Source organism: Alkalihalophilus marmarensis DSM 21297 (assembly GCF_000474275.2).
Lineage (GTDB): Bacteria > Bacillota > Bacilli > Bacillales > Bacillaceae_D > Alkalihalophilus > Alkalihalophilus marmarensis.
This window is the reverse complement of the sequence record NZ_ATAE01000024.1, coordinates 1-21016: the sequence shown is the minus strand read 5'-3', so window position 1 is coordinate 21016 and position 21016 is coordinate 1. Positions and strand designations below refer to the sequence as shown.

The following is a 21016-nucleotide window of genomic DNA, read 5'->3' as shown; positions in this document are numbered from 1 at the left end:
GCCATCGCCGTGATTGAAATTAAAGTACCAGAACTAGCTGAATCGATTACTGAAGGAACGATTGCACAATGGTTAAAACAAGTTGGTGAGCAAGTAAACCAAGGGGAATATATTGCTGAACTTGAAACGGATAAGGTTAACGTAGAAATTACTGCAGAACACTCTGGTGTGATTAAAGAGTTTAAAAAAGAGCCAGGTGATACAGTTGAAGTAGGAGAAGTTATCGCTGTGATCGATGAATCAGGAGATGCTTCTGCATCAACTGAAGCACCAGCTGCTAAGGAAGAGCCTAAAGAAGAGCCAAAGGCAGAAGCTCCTAAAGCAGAAGCTGCCGAAGAAACTCAAGAAGAGACGTCATCTACAGATCGTCCTCTAGCTTCACCTGCTGCTCGTAAGCTTGCTCGTGAAAAAGGAATTGACTTAAAAGAAGTGGCAACAAATGATCCGACAGGACGAATCCGCAAACAAGATGTGGAATCTCATCAGTCACAACCAAAGGCCGCGCCCGAAGCAAAATCGGAAGCACCTGCTAAGAAGCCGCAAGCAGCAGCTGCAGACCAGCCAGGCAAGCCTGTAGAGCGCATTAAAATGTCACGCCGCCGCCAGACGATTGCAAAACGTCTTGTTGAATCTCAACAAACAGCTGCGATGCTGACTACGTTTAATGAAGTGGATATGTCGGCTGTTATGGATTTACGTAAACGCCGTAAAGATGGCTTCCTTGAGAAAAATGGTGTGAAACTTGGTTTTATGTCATTCTTCACAAAAGCAGTTATTGGTGCTCTTAAAGAGTTCCCATTACTAAACGCTGAAATTCAAGGCGATGAAATCCTAATGAAGAAGTACTACGACATCGGTGTTGCAGTATCTACTGATGAGGGCCTAGTTGTCCCTGTCGTACGTGATGCAGATCGTCTAGGATTCGCTGGTATCGAGCGTGAGATCGGTTCACTTGGTAAGAAAGCTCGTGACAATAAGCTTGCGATTTCTGACTTACAAGGCGGAACGTTCACAATTACAAACGGTGGTGTCTTCGGTTCATTATGGTCTACACCAATCCTTAATGCACCACAAGTTGGTATCCTTGGCATGCATAAGGTACAATGGCGTCCGGTTGCGATTGATCAAGAAAACTTTGAAAATCGCCCAATGATGTACATTGCTTTATCTTATGATCACCGTATCGTTGATGGTAAAGAAGCAGTTAGCTTCCTTGTAAAAGTGAAGGAACTTCTTGAAGATCCAGAACAGCTTTTACTTGAAGGATAATACAAAAAGCAGCCTATCTCATTGAACTATACCCCGAATAATGGACACTGATAAAAAAGTGCCCTTATTCGGGGTTTTTGTGTTTCATGACCTCGTATGTCCATTTAATTTAAATAACGAATAAGAGCGAGGTCATAAACATGTCTAAGATTATTTTTACTGAGTCACAAAGGAAAGAGTTAGAATCTAACCCTAATATCATTAAGGTTTCGGATCGTTCTATTACCTATTCTCCTGAATTTAAAATGATAGCTGTAGAAGAGAACGCTAAAGGAAAAGGCCCTCAACAGATCTTTATTGAACATGGATTTGACCTGTCTATTATTGGCTCTAAAAAGCCAAAGCATTGTGTAAATCGCTGGCGGAGCATCTTCGAGCGATATGGAGAAGAAGGATTCTATACAGAACGCAGAGGAAAAGGTGCAATAGGGCGTCCATCACCTAATGACCTGTCTCCTGACGACAAATTAAAAAAAGCAGAAGCGCGTATTGCGTATTTAGAGGCAGAGTTACAGCTTTTAAAAAAGCTAGACGTACTCGAAAGGCAGGCGAAGAAGAAAAAGTAACGACATCAGTGAAATTTCAATTGATTGAACAAGTGATAAGAGAAAATGGATTTCCTCAATTAATTCAGTATTTCTGTAAGTTGGCGGATGTGAGTCGTTCAGGTTATTATAATTGGTTGAAAGCGGAAGACGCCCGTCAAAAAAGAGCACAAAAAGATGAGGCGGATTATGAAATCATTAAGAAAGTGTACACTCAACGTAAAGGCAAAGTGGGAGCCTTGCCAATCAAAATGATTTTAGAAAATGATGAGAACATTGTGATGAATCATAAGCGCATTCGACGGATTATGAAAAAGTACAACTTGGTGTGTAAGATTCGTAGAGCGAATCCCTATAAACAAATGGCCAAAGCGACACAAGAGCATAAAACGTGTGAGAATAAGCTAAAACGTCAATTCGATCAACAAGAACCACACAAAGTCCTCTTAACGGATATCACTTATATCTATTATGCGAAAGGGCAGAAAGCCTATCTATCAGCAATTAAAGATGGAGCAACACGAGAGATTTTAGCCTATTACCTTTCTACCTCACTGAAGATGGATATCGTATATACGACGCTTGACCAGTTAATGAAACGCGAGGACTTTACTCCTCACCCAGAGTGTCTTATCCATTCTGACCAGGGTATACATTATACTCATCCTGAATTCCAAAAGAAAGTAAGAGACCTAGGCATGGACCAGTCAATGTCTCGTCGAGGCAACTGTTGGGATAACGCGCCAATGGAGTCTTTCTTTGGACATATGAAAGATACAATCGACTTTAAAACGTGTGCTTCTGTTCTTGAAGTTAGGCTAGCGATTGAAGAATATATAGAGTTTTACAATCAGGAGAGATATCAGTGGTCCTTACAAAAAATGACCCCGGTACAATACCGAGGTCATCTATTAGCAGCCTAGCACTTTTTATTAAACTGTCCATTTTTAAGGTTACAGTTCACATTGATAGGCTGCTTTATTTTGCTATAGAATTCCTTGATCTTTAGCCATTTTCTTCGCCACTTTAGGGGCAAGCCACAACGTTGGGAGCATGATCAATGAGACAGGGACTGCAGTAAAGACAATAAAGGATTGAAGTGCATTGATACTGCCTTCTCCTAAATATAATAGCACTGCAGCTACAGCACCCATTGAAAGAGCCCAAAATAATCGAATCGATTTAGCTGGTGTACTGCTTCCTGTTACTGTCATTGAAATCGTATAGGACATCGAATCTGTTGTGGTCGCAACAAACACAATGGTTACTAATAAAAACGCAGCAGCGATCCAAAAACCAAACGGCAATTGAGTGACAATAGCAATCATGGAAGCGGGCAGCCCGGCTTCATAAAGCGGTTCGCTGACTGAACCAGGATTTTGGAGTTCAAAGAAGATCCCAGAACCTCCTACAACAGTGAACCAAAAGTTCGTCACAAGAGGGGCAATAACAATTACGGCAATAAATAGTTCTCTAATCGTACGGCCGTGAGAGATGCGGCTGATAAAAATAGCCATCATTGGACCATACCCGATAAACCATCCCCAAAAGAAGATCGTCCAAAATGATAACCAGCCTGTATCCGCTCGATATAAACTCAGTTCAAAATAATCACGTAAGTAAACACCGTATGTTCCAACAAATGAATCAATAATAAAGCCAGCTGGTCCTACTAATAATACAATGACGACGAGGACGAGAGTAAAGATTATATTAAATCGGCTCAGCCATTGAATTCCCTGATGAATCCCGGTTACTGCAGAGATCCCTGCAATCGCAACTAATCCAAAAATAATCAATAACTGAGTAAGAAATGTATTTGGAATGCCAAATAAGGAATCTAACCCATATGCTGCTTGTAATCCAAGAAAACCAATCGGACCAATGGTACCAGCAGCGACGGCAATAATGGAGAATGAATCTACCGCAATACCTAATACATTGTTTTTATTCATGATGTTTTTACCTGCTAGAGGGTAAAGCAATGTTCGAGGTTTAAAAGGCAATCCCTTAGAATAGCCATACATAAGTACCACTACACCTAATGTACCTAAAATCGCCCAAGCGGAAAATCCCCAATCAAGAAAAGACTGAGCAAGAGCTGGAACGATTGTTTCCTGCTGACCAGGCGGAATATCACCATACATAGGGGGCGTCTCTAGAAAATGATAGATCGGCTCAGCAGCAGCCCAAAATACTCCTCCGCCTGCGAGTAACGTACACATGATCATGGATACCCATTTAAATGTACTTGTTTCTGGTTTTTCACTTCTACCGAGACGAACAGCTCCATACTTTGAGAATAGTAACCCGAGTGCAATCAAGAACGTTAGAAGCATAAATACTTGCCAAAAGGCACCGAAATAGGCTGCAGACCAATTGAATGTTGCATCTACATAATTGGCAACCCCTTCAGCTGATATAAATGAAGCTAGTACAAATAAGATCAAAGCCCCGCCGCTAATGATAAAGACCGGCCAATCAATCGTTTGTTTATTCAAAAATAAAACCTCCTATTTAACTATCCGAAATAAAAATAACTTTACTACCCTACCATATAAATAAAGCTGGGTAAAACGTATGAGAAATAGGCAAAATACTTAAATTTTAAGCACTGTCATACCGACCTTATATATAGCTTTCTAACAAAGCACAAAAGCTATTCTCTCAAGGCCATGTTTTTTGAAATCATTTGCTTCAACTAACAATTCTATTTATAATGAAATAAGCAGAAAAAGGAGGGGATATTATGCTTCACAAAACGTGGATGGATAAAGAAACGATTCGTACGGTTGAATGTGTACATACTGATGCAAAGAAATACATGGTCGATCGCGCTTTAACGAAAGGCAAAACATACGAGCTTAAAAATGAAACCGACGAATTTTATTTTGTTATTGATAACACTGGTAAAATGGGTGGTTATTACAAAGAGTATTTTAAGAATTAAGACAGTGGATCACTGTCTTTTTTATTTTCGATTGAGAAAGACGTATTGATTGCTTCAACATTGTCATTCTACTAAACTAGATATATAATCAGCCAATCGATGGGGGAATAGGAGAGGGGGCCATGATGGTTGCATTTACTGAAATGATCTCTTTTATCCAAAGTCATGGTTATATGGCCTTGTTTCTGATTTTTTCAATCGGATTATTCTTTTTTCCAGTTCCAAATGAAATCCTCCTAATGAGTGGAGGCTTAATCGCTACCACTGCTTATGTAGATCCTATCCCGGCAATGTTTGTCGTTTATGCAAGCATTTTAGTCCACGGGACATCTCTTTATATCGTTGGTCATTTCTTAGGTACTAAATCCATTCCTATTAAAGAAGAACGGTCGATTTGGTATAGGCGGGCATTAAAGGGAAAAGAGCTGCTTGATCGTTATGGATTAAAGGCAGCATCGTTTAGTTACTTTTTTCCTTTTATCAGGCATGCGGTGCCATTTAGTGTAGGGTTGTCAGCTATTGCCTATCAACGCTTTGCGGCGATCGGATTTAGTTCCGCTTTCGTTTGGATGAATCTTTATTATTGGATTGGATTTCATTACGGACGCTCAATTAAAGACTGGTCATCTTTTGTGCAGCAGTTACTTTATACATTAATAGGAATTGCGGTCTTATTTGGAATTTATACCTTTATTAAATATAAAAGAGAACGTCATAGAAAGCAGCAGCCTAATGATCAATGAAAATGCCTGAAGGTTTATCAGGTATTTTTTTGTTGCCAATTTTCATCTTTTGATCTATGATAGCGTACGTACGAAAGGGGAATGCAACATGAGAGTGAGAGTCAGCGGGAGAGATCAAAAAGAATTAGTTGATTTTATGAAAGACCTTGAGAAGCTTCAGAACTTTGAGATTACGTACGCCTCTGAATTAAGAGATTCAACGCGCACGAACAATCCGAAGTATAGAAACAGTAAAGAGATTATGCAGTATGTTGATATAAAACGCAAATGATAAGAAAACAGACACCCTACATGGCATGCTTGGGTGTCTGTTTTTTGATAGAGCGTGCTTTATCCTGCTTTGAAACTAAAAAGATAGAGAAGAGAACAAGAGCTACTCCGAACCATTGAATCAGCGATAATTGGTCTTTGAAAATGAGAAATCCAATGCCGATTGCTACCACAGGTTCAATTGTAGATAAAATAGAAGCCCTGCTAGATTCGATCTCTGCTAAGCCACGTGTATAAAGCAAGTAAGCTAAAACAGTGGGAAAAAAGGCCAGCCCGAGTCCATAACCGACTACATCTATCTGCGTGAATAAATGAGCTTTGTTCCATAAACCTGATGTAGGAATCATAAACATAGCTGCACAAATAAACGAATACGTAGTAATGGTCATTGAAGAATATCGTTTCGAACTCACTTTAGCAAATATGCTGTATAAAGCATAAAAGAACCCAGATCCAATACCAACTAGCAGTATATACGGAGTAATAACTGTGTTGAAGCTTGGGAGAAGACCAACGACAAACGCACAGCCTATAATTGTCAGCACTAGGGCTGATACTTTATTTGGTGTTAACCATTCTTTAAAAAATATCCGCGATAACAGCGTCACAAAAAATGGGCCCGTATATAAAAGGACAACTGCCAGCGATAGATTTGATTGATCAATGACGGTAAAGAAGCACCAATTAAAGAATACGATACTGATAATACCAGTACCAATAAATAAAGGCAGATCGCGAATGTGAATCCTTAACATTTTTCTATTTGTCAAGACTAAATAGCTGACAAGTAAGATCGCAGAAAAAATCGCTCGTATAGCGACTATTTCCCAAGCTGTAAAGCCATACGAATAAAGGGGCTGCACAAATAACCCGATGATTCCCCAAAGAGCTGCGCCTAAGACAGCATAAAGATAGGCTTCTTTAACGCTCATCCATCATCCCTCCACACATCCATTCCTATTATCATATCACGACTTATATGGCTTGTAAGCAGGGTGTAATGTATTTTGTAAAAATTAGTAAAAAAGATTGCAGAAATATCAATAGTAGCATATACTTTCTTAAAAGATGATACTGTACGTACATAAAAAAAGCGATGAGAAAGAGGAGTACATACATATTGCCTTCTTAAGAGAGCTCGTGGCAGGTGGAAACGAGTGCTGGCTGTGTATGGAATGGACTTTTGAGCTGTAGGCTGAACATAACAAGTAGGCTGTATCGTGTTGGTCCCGACGTTATCAGGGGACGCAATTTCATAAAAATGAGACGGTTTAAGCGGGTTTATTAAGTTATGCATATAAACCAATAAAGGTGGTACCACGGGCTCTCCCGTCCTTGTATAGGATGTGGAGGGCTTTTTTTATTTATTAAAGGGGGTGATCGTCATGGATTCTGATTGGTGGTGGCAAAGACTTTTTCCGACATGAATAAAACAAATAAGGAGAGATAGTGATGACTCAAAAACAAACTTTAGTATCAGGGATCAGACCAACAGGCGATCTCCACCTTGGAAATTATATTGGAGCGATGAAGGAAATTCATAGGGTGCAAAAAGAATATGAGGCTTACTTTTTTATAGTTGATTTGCATGCGTTAACGACACATCCTAAGCCCGAATTAATAAAACCAAGGACACGTGATGCAGTGAGAAGTTATTTAGGAGCCGGCCTTGACCCAAATCAGGCAACGATTTACGCCCAATCATCATTGGCAGCTGAGATAAGTGAATTACATCTTTATTTGAGTATGGTGATGCCTATTGGTGAGCTGTTAAGATGTCCCACATTTAAAGAAAAAGCAAAACAGCATGCTGATCACGTTAGTTATGGGTTAGTAGGGTATCCGGTCTTAATGGCAGCTGATATGTTTATTCACGGAGCTCATAAGGTGCCTGTTGGAGCAGATCAGGTTGTGCACATCGAGATTGCAAGAGATATCGCACGCAAATTTAATTCTATGTATGGGGAAATATTGACTTTGCCAAACGGAATGGTTGAAAAAGAGGCGAGGGTACCCTCGTTGGGCGGAAAGGGAAAAATGAGTAAATCATTAGGGGCGAAAACCTATATTTCTCTGCAAGATTCAAAAGAAACAATCCAAAATAAAGTGAAGAGAGCTTATTCTGATCCAACACGTACCCATCTAAGCGATCCCGGCCACCCGACAGTAGATGGCTGTAATGTATATCATCTCCATTCCTATTTTTCCAATGAAAAAGTGAGGAAAAATATAGAGAACGGATGCAGTGCTGCAAATTTAGGATGTGTACGGTGTAAGCAAATGCTTAGTGAATCTATCATTGAACTGACAGAACCGATGCAAAAACGCGCTCTGGCCTACAGTGATATCGATGTGGATGACATTTTACGAAAAGGGGCTAAAAAAGCGCAAAAATCAGCGCAGGAAACGATTGCTAAAGTGAGGAAGGCAATCGGGCTGATCCAATTATAATTTCACATACTGAATTTAAAACGAGATAATTCAATATAAAAAAGCCGCTAGTGAATAACTAGCGGCTTAACTTATTACTTTTTGTATTCAAGGAATTCATTGTACGTCATTTGCTTATCAATTAAACCATCTTCCGTAAGTTCAATAATACGGTTAGCAATGGATTCATTAAATTGATGGTCATGACTCGAGAAGATCATGGAGCCTTTGAAGGCAATTAAGCCATTATTTACAGCTGTAATTGATTCAAGATCTAAGTGGTTTGTAGGCTCATCTAACAGCAGTACATTTGCACCGCTTAACATCATTTTAGACAGCATACAACGAACTTTTTCTCCCCCTGAAAGCACGCTTGCTTTTTTCAATACTTCCTCACCAGAGAACAACATTCTACCAAGGAACCCGCGTAAGAATGTTTCACTATCGTCTTCCGGAGAGTATTGGCGCAGCCAGTTGACAAGGTTTAAGTCACAGCCTTCGAAGTATTCGGAGTTGTCTTTAGGGAAGTAAGCTTGAGACGTGGTTACTCCCCATTTATACGAACCGCTGTCAGGCTCCATTTCACCAGCTAAAATTTTGAATAAAACGGTTTTCGCAATTTCATTTGTACCAACTAAAGCGATCTTATCGTCTTTATTCATTGAAAAGCTGACGTTGTTTAGAACTTTTTCGCCATCAATTGTTTTTGTTAATCCTTCAACACGAAGCAAATCATTCCCGATTTCACGTTCCGGTTGGAAGTGTACATATGGATATTTACGGGAAGAAGGTTTAATATCATCTAAAGAGATCTTATCAAGCAGCTTTTTACGAGACGTTGCTTGTTTCGATTTAGAAGCATTCGCGCTGAATCTAGCTACGAAGTTTTGAAGCTCTTTAATCTTTTCTTCTTTTTTCTTATTTTGGTCTTGAGCCATTTTAAGAGCTAACTGACTGGACTCATACCAGAAATCGTAGTTACCAACATAAATTTGAATCTTGCCAAAATCAAGGTCTGCGATGTGTGTACACACTTTGTTTAAGAAGTGACGGTCATGCGAAACAACAATGACAGTATTCTCAAAGTTAATTAAGAACTCTTCTAGCCACTGAATCGCTTGCAAGTCAAGATGGTTAGTAGGCTCATCTAGTAAAAGGACATCAGGCTCACCAAATAGAGTTTGAGCAAGTAACACTTTTACTTTCTCACTACCTGTTAAATCAGCCATTTTCTTTGAGTGAAGATCTTCTTGAATTCCTAATCCTTTTAAAAGGATCGCAGCTTCAGACTCTGCTTCCCAACCATTTAACTCTGCAAATTCACCTTCAAGCTCAGCTGCTTTGATGCCATCTTCATCAGAAAAATCTTCCTTCATGTAAATAGCATCTTTCTCCTGCATCACTTGGTAAAGGCGTGCATGTCCCATAATAACTGTTTGAAGCACTTCATACTCTTCGTATTCGAAGTGGTTCTGCTTTAACACAGCGAGACGCTGACCAGGTTTCATATGCACGTCGCCTTGTTGTGGTTCAATCTCACCAGATAAAATTTTCAAGAACGTTGATTTTCCTGCGCCGTTCGCACCAATTAAGCCGTAACAGTTACCAGGTGTAAATTTAATATTAACTTCTTCAAATAGTTTACGGTCCCCATATTGTAGACCAACATTTGTTACTGTAATCATGTAGCTATATGCCTCCAATGTCTGTAATCGTATGAATTATACCATTCCTAACAACAAGAGGATAGCCAAAGAGCTGTTTTCTCAAAAAAACATCATAAAATGCGATTCGAAAAGTGATTACAATAAGTAATAAAAAGCATATACAGCAAGGCCTGCACCAGCTGCGAGCATCACCACAGCAAGAAATTTCATTGATTTTAAAGAGTAATTTACAATGATTGCCCCAAGTAAAACAGCAAAGTATAATGAGAAGTCAAGCGGGAAACGTTCGACTGAATGAAGAAATGTATCTCTTGTTGCAATCATAATCAAGACAGGAGCTAAATAAATCAAGGCAACAATAATCAATCCGATGGTATTCTTTTGTTTTAACGTAAAGTTCATCAGGAACACACCTTTCTAACGTATGGTTATTACGTATAATGTGCCCATAATATTCATTTTTATCATCCATTTGAAAAGGGGAGAGGCTGTTGAGTATAGAAAAAATGCATGAGGCAGAACAGATTCTAAAAACGTATTATGGCTATGATTCCTTTAGGTACGGTCAACAAAAAATCATTGAACAGGTATTAGCCCAAAAAGATACGCTTGGGATTATGCCTACAGGCGGGGGCAAATCGCTTTGTTATCAAATTCCAGCCCTCACTCTTGAAGGAGTAACATTGGTGATCTCACCATTAATATCATTAATGAAAGATCAAGTAGATGCCCTTCATCAGCTTGATATAGCAGCTACGTATTTAAATAGTACATTAACAAGAGAAGAGGAAGAAGAACGGATCAGCCTTATTCAGACAGGTGAGTATAAACTGGTGTATGTTGCGCCCGAACGATTAGTGCAGCCACACTTCCAACAACTGCTAGCTTCAATTCCGCTTTCATTAGTAGCTATTGATGAAGCCCATTGTTTGTCTCAATGGGGGCATGATTTTAGACCGAGCTATTTAGGGATTTCAGCGTGGCTCAACAACTTAAATCAAAGGCCGCCAGTCTTAGCTTTAACTGCTACAGCCACTAAGGCAGTACAAAAAGACATCCAAAATCATCTAGACATCCAAAACGAGAATACGGTTGTCACCGGTTTTAATCGTGAGAATTTAACGTTAAAGGTATTAAAGGGAATAGATAAATGGCGTTATGTGAAACAGTATGTACATACCCATAAAAGCGAAGCCGGGATTATTTATGCAAATACACGTAAAGAAGTGGAACAGCTGTATCATAAGTTACAAGAGGACGATATTCAGGCAGCAATGTATCACGGTGGACTGAATGAACATGAAAGAGCACGACATCAAGAAGCTTTTTTGCATGATCAAGTAAGTGTGATGGTAGCGACCAATGCGTTTGGGATGGGGATTGATAAAAGTAATGTCAGGTACGTTGTCCACTACAATATGCCGCGTACAATTGAATCGTATTACCAGGAGGCCGGACGTGCCGGACGTGACGGAGAAGATAGTGAATGTGTACTCTTGTTCAGCCCTCAAGATATTCGTGTTCAATCCTTTTTAATTGAACAATCTGAGCTGACAGAAGAGCGTAAAGCTCAAGAGTATGAGAAGCTCCAACAAATGACGTCTTATATTCATACGGAAGGCTGCTTAATGACGTACATCTTAAGTTATTTTGGAGATGAGTCTAAAGCGGATTGCGGCAGGTGCTCATCATGTGTCCGTGAAGGAGAAAAAGTGGACCGAACGAAAGAGGCACAAATGGTTTTCTCTTGTATAAAACGAATGAGGGAACGCTTCGGAAAAATGATGGTGGCTCAAGTATTAGCTGGCTCTGAAAATCAAAAAATAAAACAGCTGCAGCTTCATACTCTTCCGACCTATGGCATTATGAGCGGGTCTACGGCAAAGTATGTGGCAGAGTTTATCGACTATTTAACAGCTGAGAACTATATTAAACCGACTGGTTCACAGTATCCAACACTTCAGCTGACTGATTTAGCTCTGCCTGTTCTAAAAGGGGAAAAGCAAGTTCACCAATTTGTTGCTTTACAAAAAGAAGAGGCAGAAGAAAATGATGAAGTATTTGAAGCCTTACGGGATTGCAGAAAAAATCTTGCAGCAAAAGAAAATATCCCTCCTTATATGGTGTTCTCTGATAAAACGCTCAAACAGATGAGTCAATATATTCCATTAACTAAAGAGGAATTATCCATGATACAGGGAGTGGGTGAACAAAAACTTGAGCGGTATGGTGAGACTTTCTTGGATGTACTCAGTTCGTTTAAGGATCAAAAAACAACAATGATTAATGAAACAGTAACTAGATCAAGCTCAAGTTCTAAAGGCACGAAAGCAACAAAGGGAAGCCACCTTATCACAATAAAAATGTTTCAAGATGGGCAGAAGGTAGAGGATATTGCAAAAGAGCGAGGTCTGAGCGAACAAACGGTATTAAACCACATTCTTAAATCAAAAGATGAGGGCATCGAGCTAAAGCTGCCCACTTATGTGGAAGAAGAGGTTCGAAAGGAAATTGAAAAGGCTGCTGATCAAATTGGAACAGATAGGCTTCGCCCGTTAAAAGAAGCACTTGGAGATCATATAACGTATCAAGAGATCCGCTTTACAATAGAGAAGTGATTTAATAAAGGATTCACTTAATTGATCATAGATAATTCATGGTTAAGAGCCGATAAGGTGTCAGAAATGTGGTATGATAGGGACTAGAGAGAAGATTTTTGCCCATTTCGGGAATGGGACAAGCGAACGGGAAGATAAAGGAGAATGTGAATATGACGACGATTAAAATTGTTACGGATTCAACTTGTGATTTACCTGCAGAGCTAGCTGCAAAGCATGGAATAGAGGTTGTTCCCTTATCGATAACATTTGGAGAAGAGACGTTTTTAGACGGGGTAGATATAACAGCTTCTGAATTTATGGATAAACTGAGAGCGAGTGAGGAATTACCAAAAAGTTCACAGCCGGCAGTTGGGGTATTTGAAGAAACCTATAACCGTTTAGCAGCAAGTGGTGATGATGTGAAGATCATCTCGATTCATATAACAGAAGGTATGAGTGGAACGATGAATGCAGCACAAACTGCAGCAGACATGAGTAATGCTGATGTAACCGTTGTTAATTCACGATTTATTTCTCAGGCTTTAGCCTTTCAAGTAGTTAAAGCGGCTGAACTTGCAAAGGAAGGAAAGTCTGTAGAGGAGATTATTAAAGCAATTGATAAGGTACGTAAGGGTACATCATTATTTATAATGGTTGATACATTAGAGTACTTAAAAAAAGGCGGAAGAATTGGACGTGGGAAGGCATTACTCGGCTCATTACTTAAAATTAAACCGATTGCTTCTTTAGCTGACGGAGTGTATACCCCTGTTACAAAAGTACGTACACATATGCAGATGATTCAGACACTAACGAAGACATTTGCTGATGAAACAAAAGGAAGAGTCGTAAAAAAAGTGGGTATTGCTCATGCAGATGCAGAAGCACTTGCTGCAAAATTAAAGCAATCTGTTGAATCAGTTAATGAGTCAGTGGATGTCACCATTTACCCAACTTCACCGATTATCAGCACTCACACCGGCCCTGGTGCGATTGCGTTAATGTATTATTCTGAATCAAACTAAAAAGAGGAGTGATGAGCATGAAAGAAATAACAACAGATCAAGAATGGCATGACTTATTTGAGCAATCAGATAAAGGACCTGTTCTATTATTGAAACATAGTACAACTTGTCCGATTAGTGCAGAGGCATATGATGAATTTCAATCATTTATAAATTCGAACGAGAATGCTCACACGTATGCGATGGTTAAAGTCATCGAGTCACGACCTGTATCTAATCTGATTTCAGAAGAACTAGGTGTGAAGCATGAATCTCCACAACTATTTATTTTAGACAAGAAACAAGTTAAATGGGTTGATTCACATTTCTCGATTACAAAAAAGAAAATTGAAAAAGCACTTGCTTAAATAAAGAGTTTCTCAACAATCTAAAAGCCGCTTCATTTTTGAAGCGGCTTCTTTACTTTCTTTCGAGCCATTTGAATGTAAGTGAATATTAAACAACTTGCCCCGCCAAATGAACAGATGTATTGTAAAATCCTCATGAACTCCATTAAAACCGCCTCCTACTTATAGAATGCACGAGCAAGAGGCGAATTATGCAAAAATGTGTAAAATATTGCAGAGGAATTTATAACTTTTTTTATTTGAGGGAGGAGTTCGGCAATCATTGTCGAATCTTTGTCTGAGTAACAAATAAAAGGGGGAACTCAAAATGAACGCTAAAGAGCAGCTAAGAGCATTAGTAGAAAAAATGAACCGTGAACCAGCACATATTGCTGAAGAGAAAGACCGCGTATTTCAATTTGATTTAAAGGAGTCAGGAAGCATTCAAGTGCAATTTAAAGATGGAAAAGCATATATGATAGAAGAGGCCACAGAAGAGCCTAATGTCACCCTTAAAATGAATGATGAGTCATTCATAAAGATGTTGAATGATGATTTAAATACGACGATGGCCTTTATGAGCGGTAAATTAAAAGTAGACGGCAGTATGGGGCTAGCGATGAAACTGCAGCAACTAGTAAAAGAATATAAAGAAGTATCCTAATAAAAAAACAGGTCATCCACTAATGGACGACCTGTTTTTAATTTTATTTATAGAGCAAAAATAGCGAAACTGATACCGATCAAACCGATGATTGCCATGATATAAACCGGCAGTTTAGGCATCTCTCCGTTATTTTCCATTGCTTTACCGAACATAAAGAACACGACAGGGTGAACGAGAAACGGCATAGAGAAGATGAATGGAATAAGGAGTGAAGATTCAACCCCAAACATTTCACCTTGAATCGCTGCAAATAAACCAAAGTGAGAAATAGCTGAAGTTTGCGCCATTGCTCCGTATTCAAATGACATTGAACTCATACTTAGAAGAGCAAGACCACCGAATACTGCACAGATCTGCCATCCAAATGAGAATTGCATTAACGCTTTTACTTCTTTACGATCCTCACCATTTGCATTGCGTAAATTATTGAGTGCCATCGCTGTTAAAACAACACCAATTGTTACGATAATGGCTGTTGGAATGAACCATAGTGAGCCTTGTTCTGCACTAATCGCAAGAACAGAGAATACGAAAATATGTCCGAAAAACGGAATATTAATCATAATTGGTGCACGTTGAGCCGCCACCTTACCAAAGTCTCCTGCTGTACAAGCGCCTGTCAGACCTGAGTGGGACAATGAACCTGCCATTCCTGGTGCTAGGTTACGTGTATGAGCTGTTTTAGCAATAAACATCACAAGGGCAATACCGCCAAACATCCAGAACAATTGACCAAAGAAGCCATAGAATAGAACGGCATTCATACCTTCAATGGCAAATGCATCCCCGATTCTTGAACCTCCGACCATGAAGTTCGCTGCAAGGACAACAGGAATACCAGCAAACAGTAAAGCACGAACGGTCGGACCAAATGTCCAGTTGTAGAAAATAGCTCCGATCGCTGCTGAAATCATCATAGCAAAGAAAATTTGCGGCAGGGCAATGATCGGCTGTACTTCTTGGGCAATCGCATATGAAATAAATAAAACGATGATAATAAGAGCGGTCTCAAGAAGCCCTTTACGAATGTAGACATGTTTATTGCCAACTTGTGCTTTGTTATCGACTAAAATAACAGAGGCAATCAAACCGATAAACGCAATAAGCGGGTAAAAGCCAGCTACTGTATCAAGCGACCCTGGCTGCAAGAACATTCTCATGAATCCTTCAATCCCAATTAATAAGAAGAACGAACGAAGGATGAAAATGAAATGAGTACGGCCTGTACCTAGTACCACTTCTTCATTCATAGGGACGACAATATCCTTGACTTCCATCTCTTTGTTTCCAAGAATCTTACGTAATTCTTGACCACCTACAAAGAAGGAAACGATCAAAGCGATAATCGTCGTACGCGCCATAAAATCAACAAGCGGGAGTTCTGGAAGACCAGGTGTTGCAATATTGACCTCAACTAACAAGAATCCTAAAAGCAAACCGAAAATAACGATAATTAAAATCGGTGAAAACCTAGATCCTGCAACAACCATCCTTGAGATAATCACCATCGGAACGATAAAAAACAATAATAACCAAAACTGGTTTAAAACTTGTACCTGTGAAAGCTGATGAACGATTTCCATTGACATACTCCTAACTATTATACAAATGTGCTATCAAATACTATCTCATTAAAGCATTTACTGCAACACGTGAAAGCGTCTACAGAGTAAAGTTGTAATAATAAGTGTTTTCAAAAAATAATTACTCACTAAAAATATTTACATCTATTTAAAAAAACGGAAATTGAAACATTTTTTGATATGATATCGTAGAGAGGATGAGGGGGGAATATTCAAATGAATCAGAAAGTATTAGAGACATGTAAAGAAAACATTCGTCAAAAGGAAAAATGGGAGGATCATCTAAAGCGGGCAAAAGAGTATTTGAGGGAAGAACAAGCGAAAATCATACAATTGAAAAATCAATTAAAGAAAGAACAGCTAGATGTTGAGCGATTAGAAGGATTATCGTTTTCTAATCTATTTTATTCGATCACCGGTAAGAAGCTTGAAAAGATGGAAAAGGAGCAGCAAGAAGCGGCAGCTGCCCAGCTAAAGTATGAAGAAGCTAAGGAGACCGCAGCAGACCTTGAGAGGGAAATAGAAGAGATCAAGCAAAAATTGACCCATCTCGGCGACCCTATTAAAAAATATGAGCAGCTCATGCAAGAGAAAGAAAAGCAGCTTCACTCAAGTAATAGTAATTTAACAGTTAAAATTGATGAATTAAGTGAAGAAGAAGCGAACAAAAAGTTGATTCTAAACGAATTAAAAGAAGCAATCAGCGCAGGTAATCAGGCCAGTTCTGCCTTATCGATTGCAATCTCCGCTTTAAACAGTGCAAAGGGCTGGTCAACATGGGATTTGTTTGGAGGCGGAATGGTATCAACCGCAATTAAGCATAGCAAGATCAATGATGCTAAAGGCGATATTCATCATGCTCAGCGAAAGCTTCGCCATTTTGAAGAAGAAATGAAAGACGTACAAAAGTTTGCCTCATATTCCATTCATATTGGTGACATACTTACGTTCGCTGATTACTTCTTTGACGGCTTTATCGTTGATTGGATGGTCCATGGGAAAATCAATGATTCACTCAAACAAACCGAAAAGATGAAATATAAGGTAGATGAAGCAATAGGCTCCTTGATTGAGTTTCAAACAGAAATCCAAACAAAAAAAGAGCAAATCAAACAGCGGCGCATCCGTTTGATAGAAGAGGCATAGACAGAGATATGAATAAACATAAATGGATCATTATCCTCGTTCTATTAGCCGGACTGACCTTGTTTGCTTATATCCAATCACTTGGTTACGAAACAGCTAGTACAGAGGACAGAGACAATAATGAAGAAGCCAGAGCCCAAATTTATTCTTATTTAAATGAAGTGGATGAAGAAGGTTTAGTTGAGGCCATGGAGAAAGCTGCACCTGGTATTACGAAGGCAAGAGAGTTGGGGTTAACGAGGACCTATGATACAAAGTGGGAGTTAGGTGATACGAATGATACGCTTCGCATAGAAGAGGTGTGGGTTCGTAAAAGTCATCATTCATTCCTCTTTTACAGTGTGGATTTAGCAGATGACACAGAACGCATACATGATTTCCCTAAACTAACAAGCCGGATTGAGTTCGATGATTATGATTTTGAATATTATAATGAAGTGTACTCAGACAATGAGTTTACGGGATTCAACCATGTTTATAAAGACGGACGGTATTATGGTGTGGCCATGTTTTACCTGCCGTATTTTTCACCGGATATCGAAATTGTGGAGCTTGATGAGATCAAATTAACGCCAACCACGGTCCATTCGGGAGGAAACATTTATCAAATCGAATCAATTACGTTGGATGTGGATTATCAATATGATGACATTCCATATAATGAAATCAATGATTCAGCAGTAATGGATATAGGGGATCTATCTGTTAAAGTTGATTCCATCAGAGCTCATCCTGAATCACTTGATGTGCAGTTTAAGTTTATGGAGCACTCAGACTTAATGCTTGATTCACTTTGGGGCTACTTAACAGGAGCTGGAGATTTAAACAGTTCAGTAGGAATGAAGAAAGATGATTATACTTATTTAATCAGTTATGATACTTATAGCGAACCTGTTAATGATCTTACATTTACCTTGGATTGGGTCCGTTTAATAAGTAATGAGAGCTTAGAGGTGACACTGCCAACAAATAAAGAATTATTTGAAAGTGTCAAGGATAAGGAAATTTACAGAGGGGAATATGGGACCATTTTAATTAAGCAAGTATCTTCTAATCAGGATCAGCATTACAACATTGATTTCCGTTTTATTTCGAATGAAGGCGCCCCTTACCATTATGATTTATCGTATGTATCAATTGATTACGGAGATACACAATGGTCAGAAAATGAGGAGTTTGAACGGGCTAATATCCTTAGCTTCAGCTCAGGTAATGAAAAATTAGATCCTCAGTACCTTTATATGGGCAGCGGCTCATCGGAACATTCTTTTGATCTTTTGCTTGATCAAAGAGAAGTGGAAGAACTAGATGAGATCACCTTGTCATTTGAAAATATCGGTATCAAAGTTGATCTGAAGGATTCATTCACCATCCCTCAAGATATCTTTAATTATTAATTTGCATAAGAATAAAATCACTTCACTCATCAAACGCTAAGCGTGAGGTGAAGAAGATGAATCGGCCAATGCTGACTGCGCTGTTAACAATTGGGCTTGCGCAAAGCCTTAAAGTTCCTATTAAAAAAATGCAAACAGACCAGTGGGAGTGGAATACTTTGTTTGAAACGGGAGGTATGCCAAGCTCTCACTCTGCAGGAGTCACAGCCCTTGCCACATATGTAGCACTAGAGCGCGGGGTATCATCCGTAGATTTTGCTCTTTCCACTGTATTTGGCTTAATTGTGATGTATGATGCACAAGGAATTAGACGCCAAACAGGTGAATTAACGATTAAAGTGAATGAAATGAATGCAGACCTTGAACGAATGGCTGGGGACTCTCATGCGAAACAAAGTGAGAAACGCTCAGTGAAATTAAGAGAACGTTTAGGTCACCAACCTGAAGAAGTTGTTGGAGGCGCTCTTTTAGGGCTGATTACAGGTGGAATTAGCTATGCATTGACGGGCAGGAGAAAAAAGAAATCATTTATATTTTAATGGAGGAATTGCCGAAAGTGGGCAATTCTTTTTTTTGAGATGAAACGTATACTCACTAACAGGCGTCTTATTGATAAAGAATATAAGGGGTGCACAAAAATGAAAAAGTTTTTCGGGGTATTAATTATCTCCTTTTTAGTCATGCTCACAGCTTGTAATCAGACGGTAGAAGATCCACAAGAAGAGCAGCCTGTTGAGGAAAATGAAGAGGGTGGAGTGGAAGAGGAAGTGATTGATGAGGAAGAAACAGACGGTGAGCAGGGAGAAAACGGGGAACATGAAGACGGTAACGACGTGGAATCGCCAGGGGAAGCGGAAAATGGAGAAGGGGAAATTGAATTAGCAGACGAAAAAGAATTGACGTTTGAAATAGAAGGGCAGACAGAAACGCGTGTTGCTCAGTTTAACCGCAGCGAACTTGAATATGGGATCTATGTGCTAGAAGGGTATACGCTTCATAGTGAAGAGCCAGGCAGAGATGTCCTTGTTTTCAACAATGATGGAGACTTTTTTACACGTATTATCCCACATAAAAATGAAGGTTCTGCAGAGGAATTAAAGGGTGCTATTGAAGAGCATGCCCAAGGAGAGATTGAAAACCTTCAAGACCTGCCAATGAGCGGTCTGCAATATGCCTTAAAGGAATCAGTTGAGATTAGTGGAGAGCAAACGACGATCTATCATTTGGCGAAAGAGATAGAAGGGGAGTTGTTTCAATTGACCGTCTTTCTACCGGCTAAAGAGGCACAGGAAGGCGTTGCTCCTAGTATGCTGGCTATGCTTGAAACAGTACATCCATAAGTCAGTGACATTCCATTCTGATTTCAGTCAGGATGGTTCTTTTTTTAGGGTAGATAGAGGTGAATAAAGACAGTAGAAGGAAGACTATGGTAGTGTAAAATGAGATAAATTCCGTGTTGCGAAGGGTAATATAAGTAGTATATAGATAATACGCTCATATCAATAAGATATAACACAAGCCCTGAGGAGTGTGAGAAGCATGGAGGAGAAAATTTTGATCGTTGAAGGGACGAATGACCGCAAACGAGTGAAGAAAGTATTAAATGAATCCATTGATATCGTTTGTACGTATGGGACCCTGAGCGATGAAAAGCTTGAACAATTAATACTGCCTTTTGAAGACCAAGATGTATACATTTTAGTTGATGCAGATGAGGCGGGCGAAAAATTAAGAAAACAGTTAAAAAGAGAGCTCCCGAATGCAACTCACCTTTATACTCAAAGGGGATATGGACAGGTTGAAACGACTCCGCTCGATTATTTGAGCCAGGTGCTCAGGGGATATTTTGAAGTGAAGCATTAGAGAAGTAAAGGCCATTGGAAAGCGTCCCACTTCTAATAATTATTAATTTAATGGTACAGGCAATCGCATTCTGTCGGCGGTTATAGAGCTTCCTCTTCGCTTTACTCTTTTGGGATACCTACTAGCCACACATATAAGGAAAAAGTCTCCCTTGCCATAGTTGTTGATTTCCGCTGCAGGGACTCGCTTTCCGCGGGCGGTCCGGAAGCCTCCTCGTCGCTCCACTCCTGTGGGGTCTTCCATGGCCACGCACATCCCGCTGGAGTCTCGCACCTTCCGCTCCAATCAACGGAGGAGGGACGTTGTAAAGTGCTCCAATTATAAGTAACTGTTCAGTGATTTAAGCAAACGATGGCTCGGACTTATAATTTGAACTGAAACATAACTAAATCGCTCTACTTAATAATTACACAAAGCCAGAAACCTAGCGGATGAAATATACGAGACTTCTGCGGGGCCTAGAGGAGGCCACTGATAAACCCATGGTTTTTTTAGTGGCCTGAGGAAATGATTAAAAAAATAAAAAAAAGGGCAG

General features: G+C 39.5%; 20 protein-coding genes and 1 other annotated feature. Of the genes, 15 read left to right on the top strand and 5 right to left on the bottom strand.

Annotation, left to right across the window (positions count from 1 at the left end; genetic code table 11):
• The first annotated feature begins 9 nt into the window (after positions 1-9).
• Both odhB and A33I_RS08260 read left to right on the top strand, forming a co-directional pair.
• Complete coding sequence (gene odhB, locus A33I_RS08270; RefSeq protein WP_022628002.1) at positions 10-1269, top strand: 2-oxoglutarate dehydrogenase complex dihydrolipoyllysine-residue succinyltransferase; 1260 nt, start codon at positions 10-12, stop codon at positions 1267-1269.
• A gap of 140 nt (positions 1270-1409) precedes the next feature.
• Positions 1410-2737, top strand: a protein-coding gene (locus A33I_RS08260; protein WP_152976457.1) for an IS3 family transposase whose coding sequence is annotated in 2 segments (ribosomal slippage) — positions 1410-1788 and positions 1788-2737 — 1329 coding nt in all. Because the reading frame shifts where the segments join, the coding sequence is not laid out codon by codon here.
• A gap of 63 nt (positions 2738-2800) precedes the next feature.
• On the opposite strand, the gene A33I_RS08255 is transcribed toward A33I_RS08260, so the two are convergent.
• On the bottom strand, positions 2801-4315 hold the full coding sequence (locus A33I_RS08255; protein WP_022627999.1) for a BCCT family transporter: 1515 nt from the start codon (positions 4313-4315) through the stop codon (positions 2801-2803).
• Between the two features lie 248 nt (positions 4316-4563).
• Between A33I_RS08255 and A33I_RS08250 the strand changes: the two genes are divergently transcribed.
• The 3 genes from A33I_RS08250 to A33I_RS08240 all read left to right on the top strand — a co-directional run bounded on the left by A33I_RS08250 (position 4564) and on the right by A33I_RS08240 (position 5778).
• A complete protein-coding gene (locus tag A33I_RS08250) occupies positions 4564-4764 on the top strand; it encodes a DUF6501 family protein (RefSeq protein WP_022627998.1) in 201 nt (66 codons plus the stop codon).
• A gap of 122 nt (positions 4765-4886) precedes the next feature.
• A complete protein-coding gene (locus A33I_RS08245) occupies positions 4887-5507 on the top strand; it encodes a DedA family protein (protein WP_022627997.1) in 621 nt (206 codons plus the stop codon).
• A gap of 88 nt (positions 5508-5595) precedes the next feature.
• Positions 5596-5778: a DUF3970 family protein gene (locus tag A33I_RS08240; RefSeq protein WP_022627996.1), complete on the top strand. Its 183-nt coding sequence runs from the start codon at positions 5596-5598 to the stop codon at positions 5776-5778.
• Between the two features lie 16 nt (positions 5779-5794).
• Here A33I_RS08240 and A33I_RS08235 read toward each other — a convergent pair whose 3' ends face one another.
• On the bottom strand, positions 5795-6709 hold the full coding sequence (locus tag A33I_RS08235) for a DMT family transporter (RefSeq protein ID WP_022627995.1): 915 nt from the start codon (positions 6707-6709) through the stop codon (positions 5795-5797).
• A 155-nt stretch (positions 6710-6864) separates the two neighbouring features.
• Positions 6865-7117: a binding site (T-box leader), on the top strand.
• Positions 7118-7229: 112 nt separating this feature from the next.
• On the opposite strand from A33I_RS08235, the gene trpS reads away from it, so the two are divergent.
• Positions 7230-8228: a tryptophan--tRNA ligase gene (gene trpS, locus A33I_RS08230; RefSeq protein WP_022627994.1), complete on the top strand. Its 999-nt coding sequence runs from the start codon at positions 7230-7232 to the stop codon at positions 8226-8228.
• 74 nt (positions 8229-8302) lie between these two features.
• Here the strand turns inward: trpS and A33I_RS08225 are convergent, their stop codons facing one another.
• Positions 8303-9892: an ABC-F family ATP-binding cassette domain-containing protein gene (locus A33I_RS08225; RefSeq protein WP_012959178.1), complete on the bottom strand. Its 1590-nt coding sequence runs from the start codon at positions 9890-9892 to the stop codon at positions 8303-8305.
• A gap of 117 nt (positions 9893-10009) precedes the next feature.
• Complete coding sequence (locus A33I_RS08220; RefSeq protein WP_012959177.1) at positions 10010-10276, bottom strand: hypothetical protein; 267 nt, start codon at positions 10274-10276, stop codon at positions 10010-10012.
• Positions 10277-10365: 89 nt separating this feature from the next.
• On the opposite strand from A33I_RS08220, the gene recQ reads away from it, so the two are divergent.
• The 4 genes from recQ (at position 10366) to A33I_RS08200 (ending at position 14489) form a co-directional block, all read left to right on the top strand.
• Positions 10366-12492, top strand: coding sequence for a DNA helicase RecQ (gene recQ / locus A33I_RS08215; RefSeq protein ID WP_022627993.1), 2127 nt, complete (start codon positions 10366-10368; stop codon positions 12490-12492).
• 152 nt (positions 12493-12644) lie between these two features.
• Positions 12645-13499 carry a DegV family protein gene (locus A33I_RS08210; protein WP_022627992.1) on the top strand — a complete coding sequence of 285 codons (855 nt, stop codon included), beginning with the start codon at positions 12645-12647 and terminating at the stop codon, positions 13497-13499.
• 17 nt (positions 13500-13516) lie between these two features.
• Positions 13517-13846: a bacillithiol system redox-active protein YtxJ gene (ytxJ, locus tag A33I_RS08205; protein ID WP_022627991.1), complete on the top strand. Its 330-nt coding sequence runs from the start codon at positions 13517-13519 to the stop codon at positions 13844-13846.
• A 307-nt stretch (positions 13847-14153) separates the two neighbouring features.
• Complete coding sequence (locus tag A33I_RS08200; RefSeq protein WP_022627990.1) at positions 14154-14489, top strand: SCP2 sterol-binding domain-containing protein; 336 nt, start codon at positions 14154-14156, stop codon at positions 14487-14489.
• 47 nt (positions 14490-14536) lie between these two features.
• Here A33I_RS08200 and A33I_RS08195 read toward each other — a convergent pair whose 3' ends face one another.
• The gene (locus A33I_RS08195; RefSeq protein WP_022627989.1) at positions 14537-16075 is read right to left on the bottom strand and encodes a hypothetical protein; all 1539 of its coding nucleotides are present in this window, start codon (positions 16073-16075) and stop codon (positions 14537-14539) included.
• A gap of 216 nt (positions 16076-16291) precedes the next feature.
• On the opposite strand from A33I_RS08195, the gene A33I_RS08190 reads away from it, so the two are divergent.
• The 5 genes from A33I_RS08190 to A33I_RS08170 all read left to right on the top strand — a co-directional run bounded on the left by A33I_RS08190 (position 16292) and on the right by A33I_RS08170 (position 20481).
• Positions 16292-17221 carry a hypothetical protein gene (locus A33I_RS08190; RefSeq protein ID WP_022627988.1) on the top strand — a complete coding sequence of 310 codons (930 nt, stop codon included), beginning with the start codon at positions 16292-16294 and terminating at the stop codon, positions 17219-17221.
• 8 nt (positions 17222-17229) lie between these two features.
• A complete protein-coding gene (locus A33I_RS08185) occupies positions 17230-18618 on the top strand; it encodes a hypothetical protein (protein ID WP_022627987.1) in 1389 nt (462 codons plus the stop codon).
• Between the two features lie 56 nt (positions 18619-18674).
• Positions 18675-19157: a divergent PAP2 family protein gene (locus A33I_RS08180; RefSeq protein ID WP_022627986.1), complete on the top strand. Its 483-nt coding sequence runs from the start codon at positions 18675-18677 to the stop codon at positions 19155-19157.
• A gap of 99 nt (positions 19158-19256) precedes the next feature.
• The gene (locus A33I_RS08175) at positions 19257-19958 is read left to right on the top strand and encodes a hypothetical protein (protein ID WP_022627985.1); all 702 of its coding nucleotides are present in this window, start codon (positions 19257-19259) and stop codon (positions 19956-19958) included.
• A gap of 199 nt (positions 19959-20157) precedes the next feature.
• A complete protein-coding gene (locus A33I_RS08170; protein ID WP_012959166.1) occupies positions 20158-20481 on the top strand; it encodes a toprim domain-containing protein in 324 nt (107 codons plus the stop codon).
• Positions 20482-21016 lie beyond the last annotated feature (535 nt).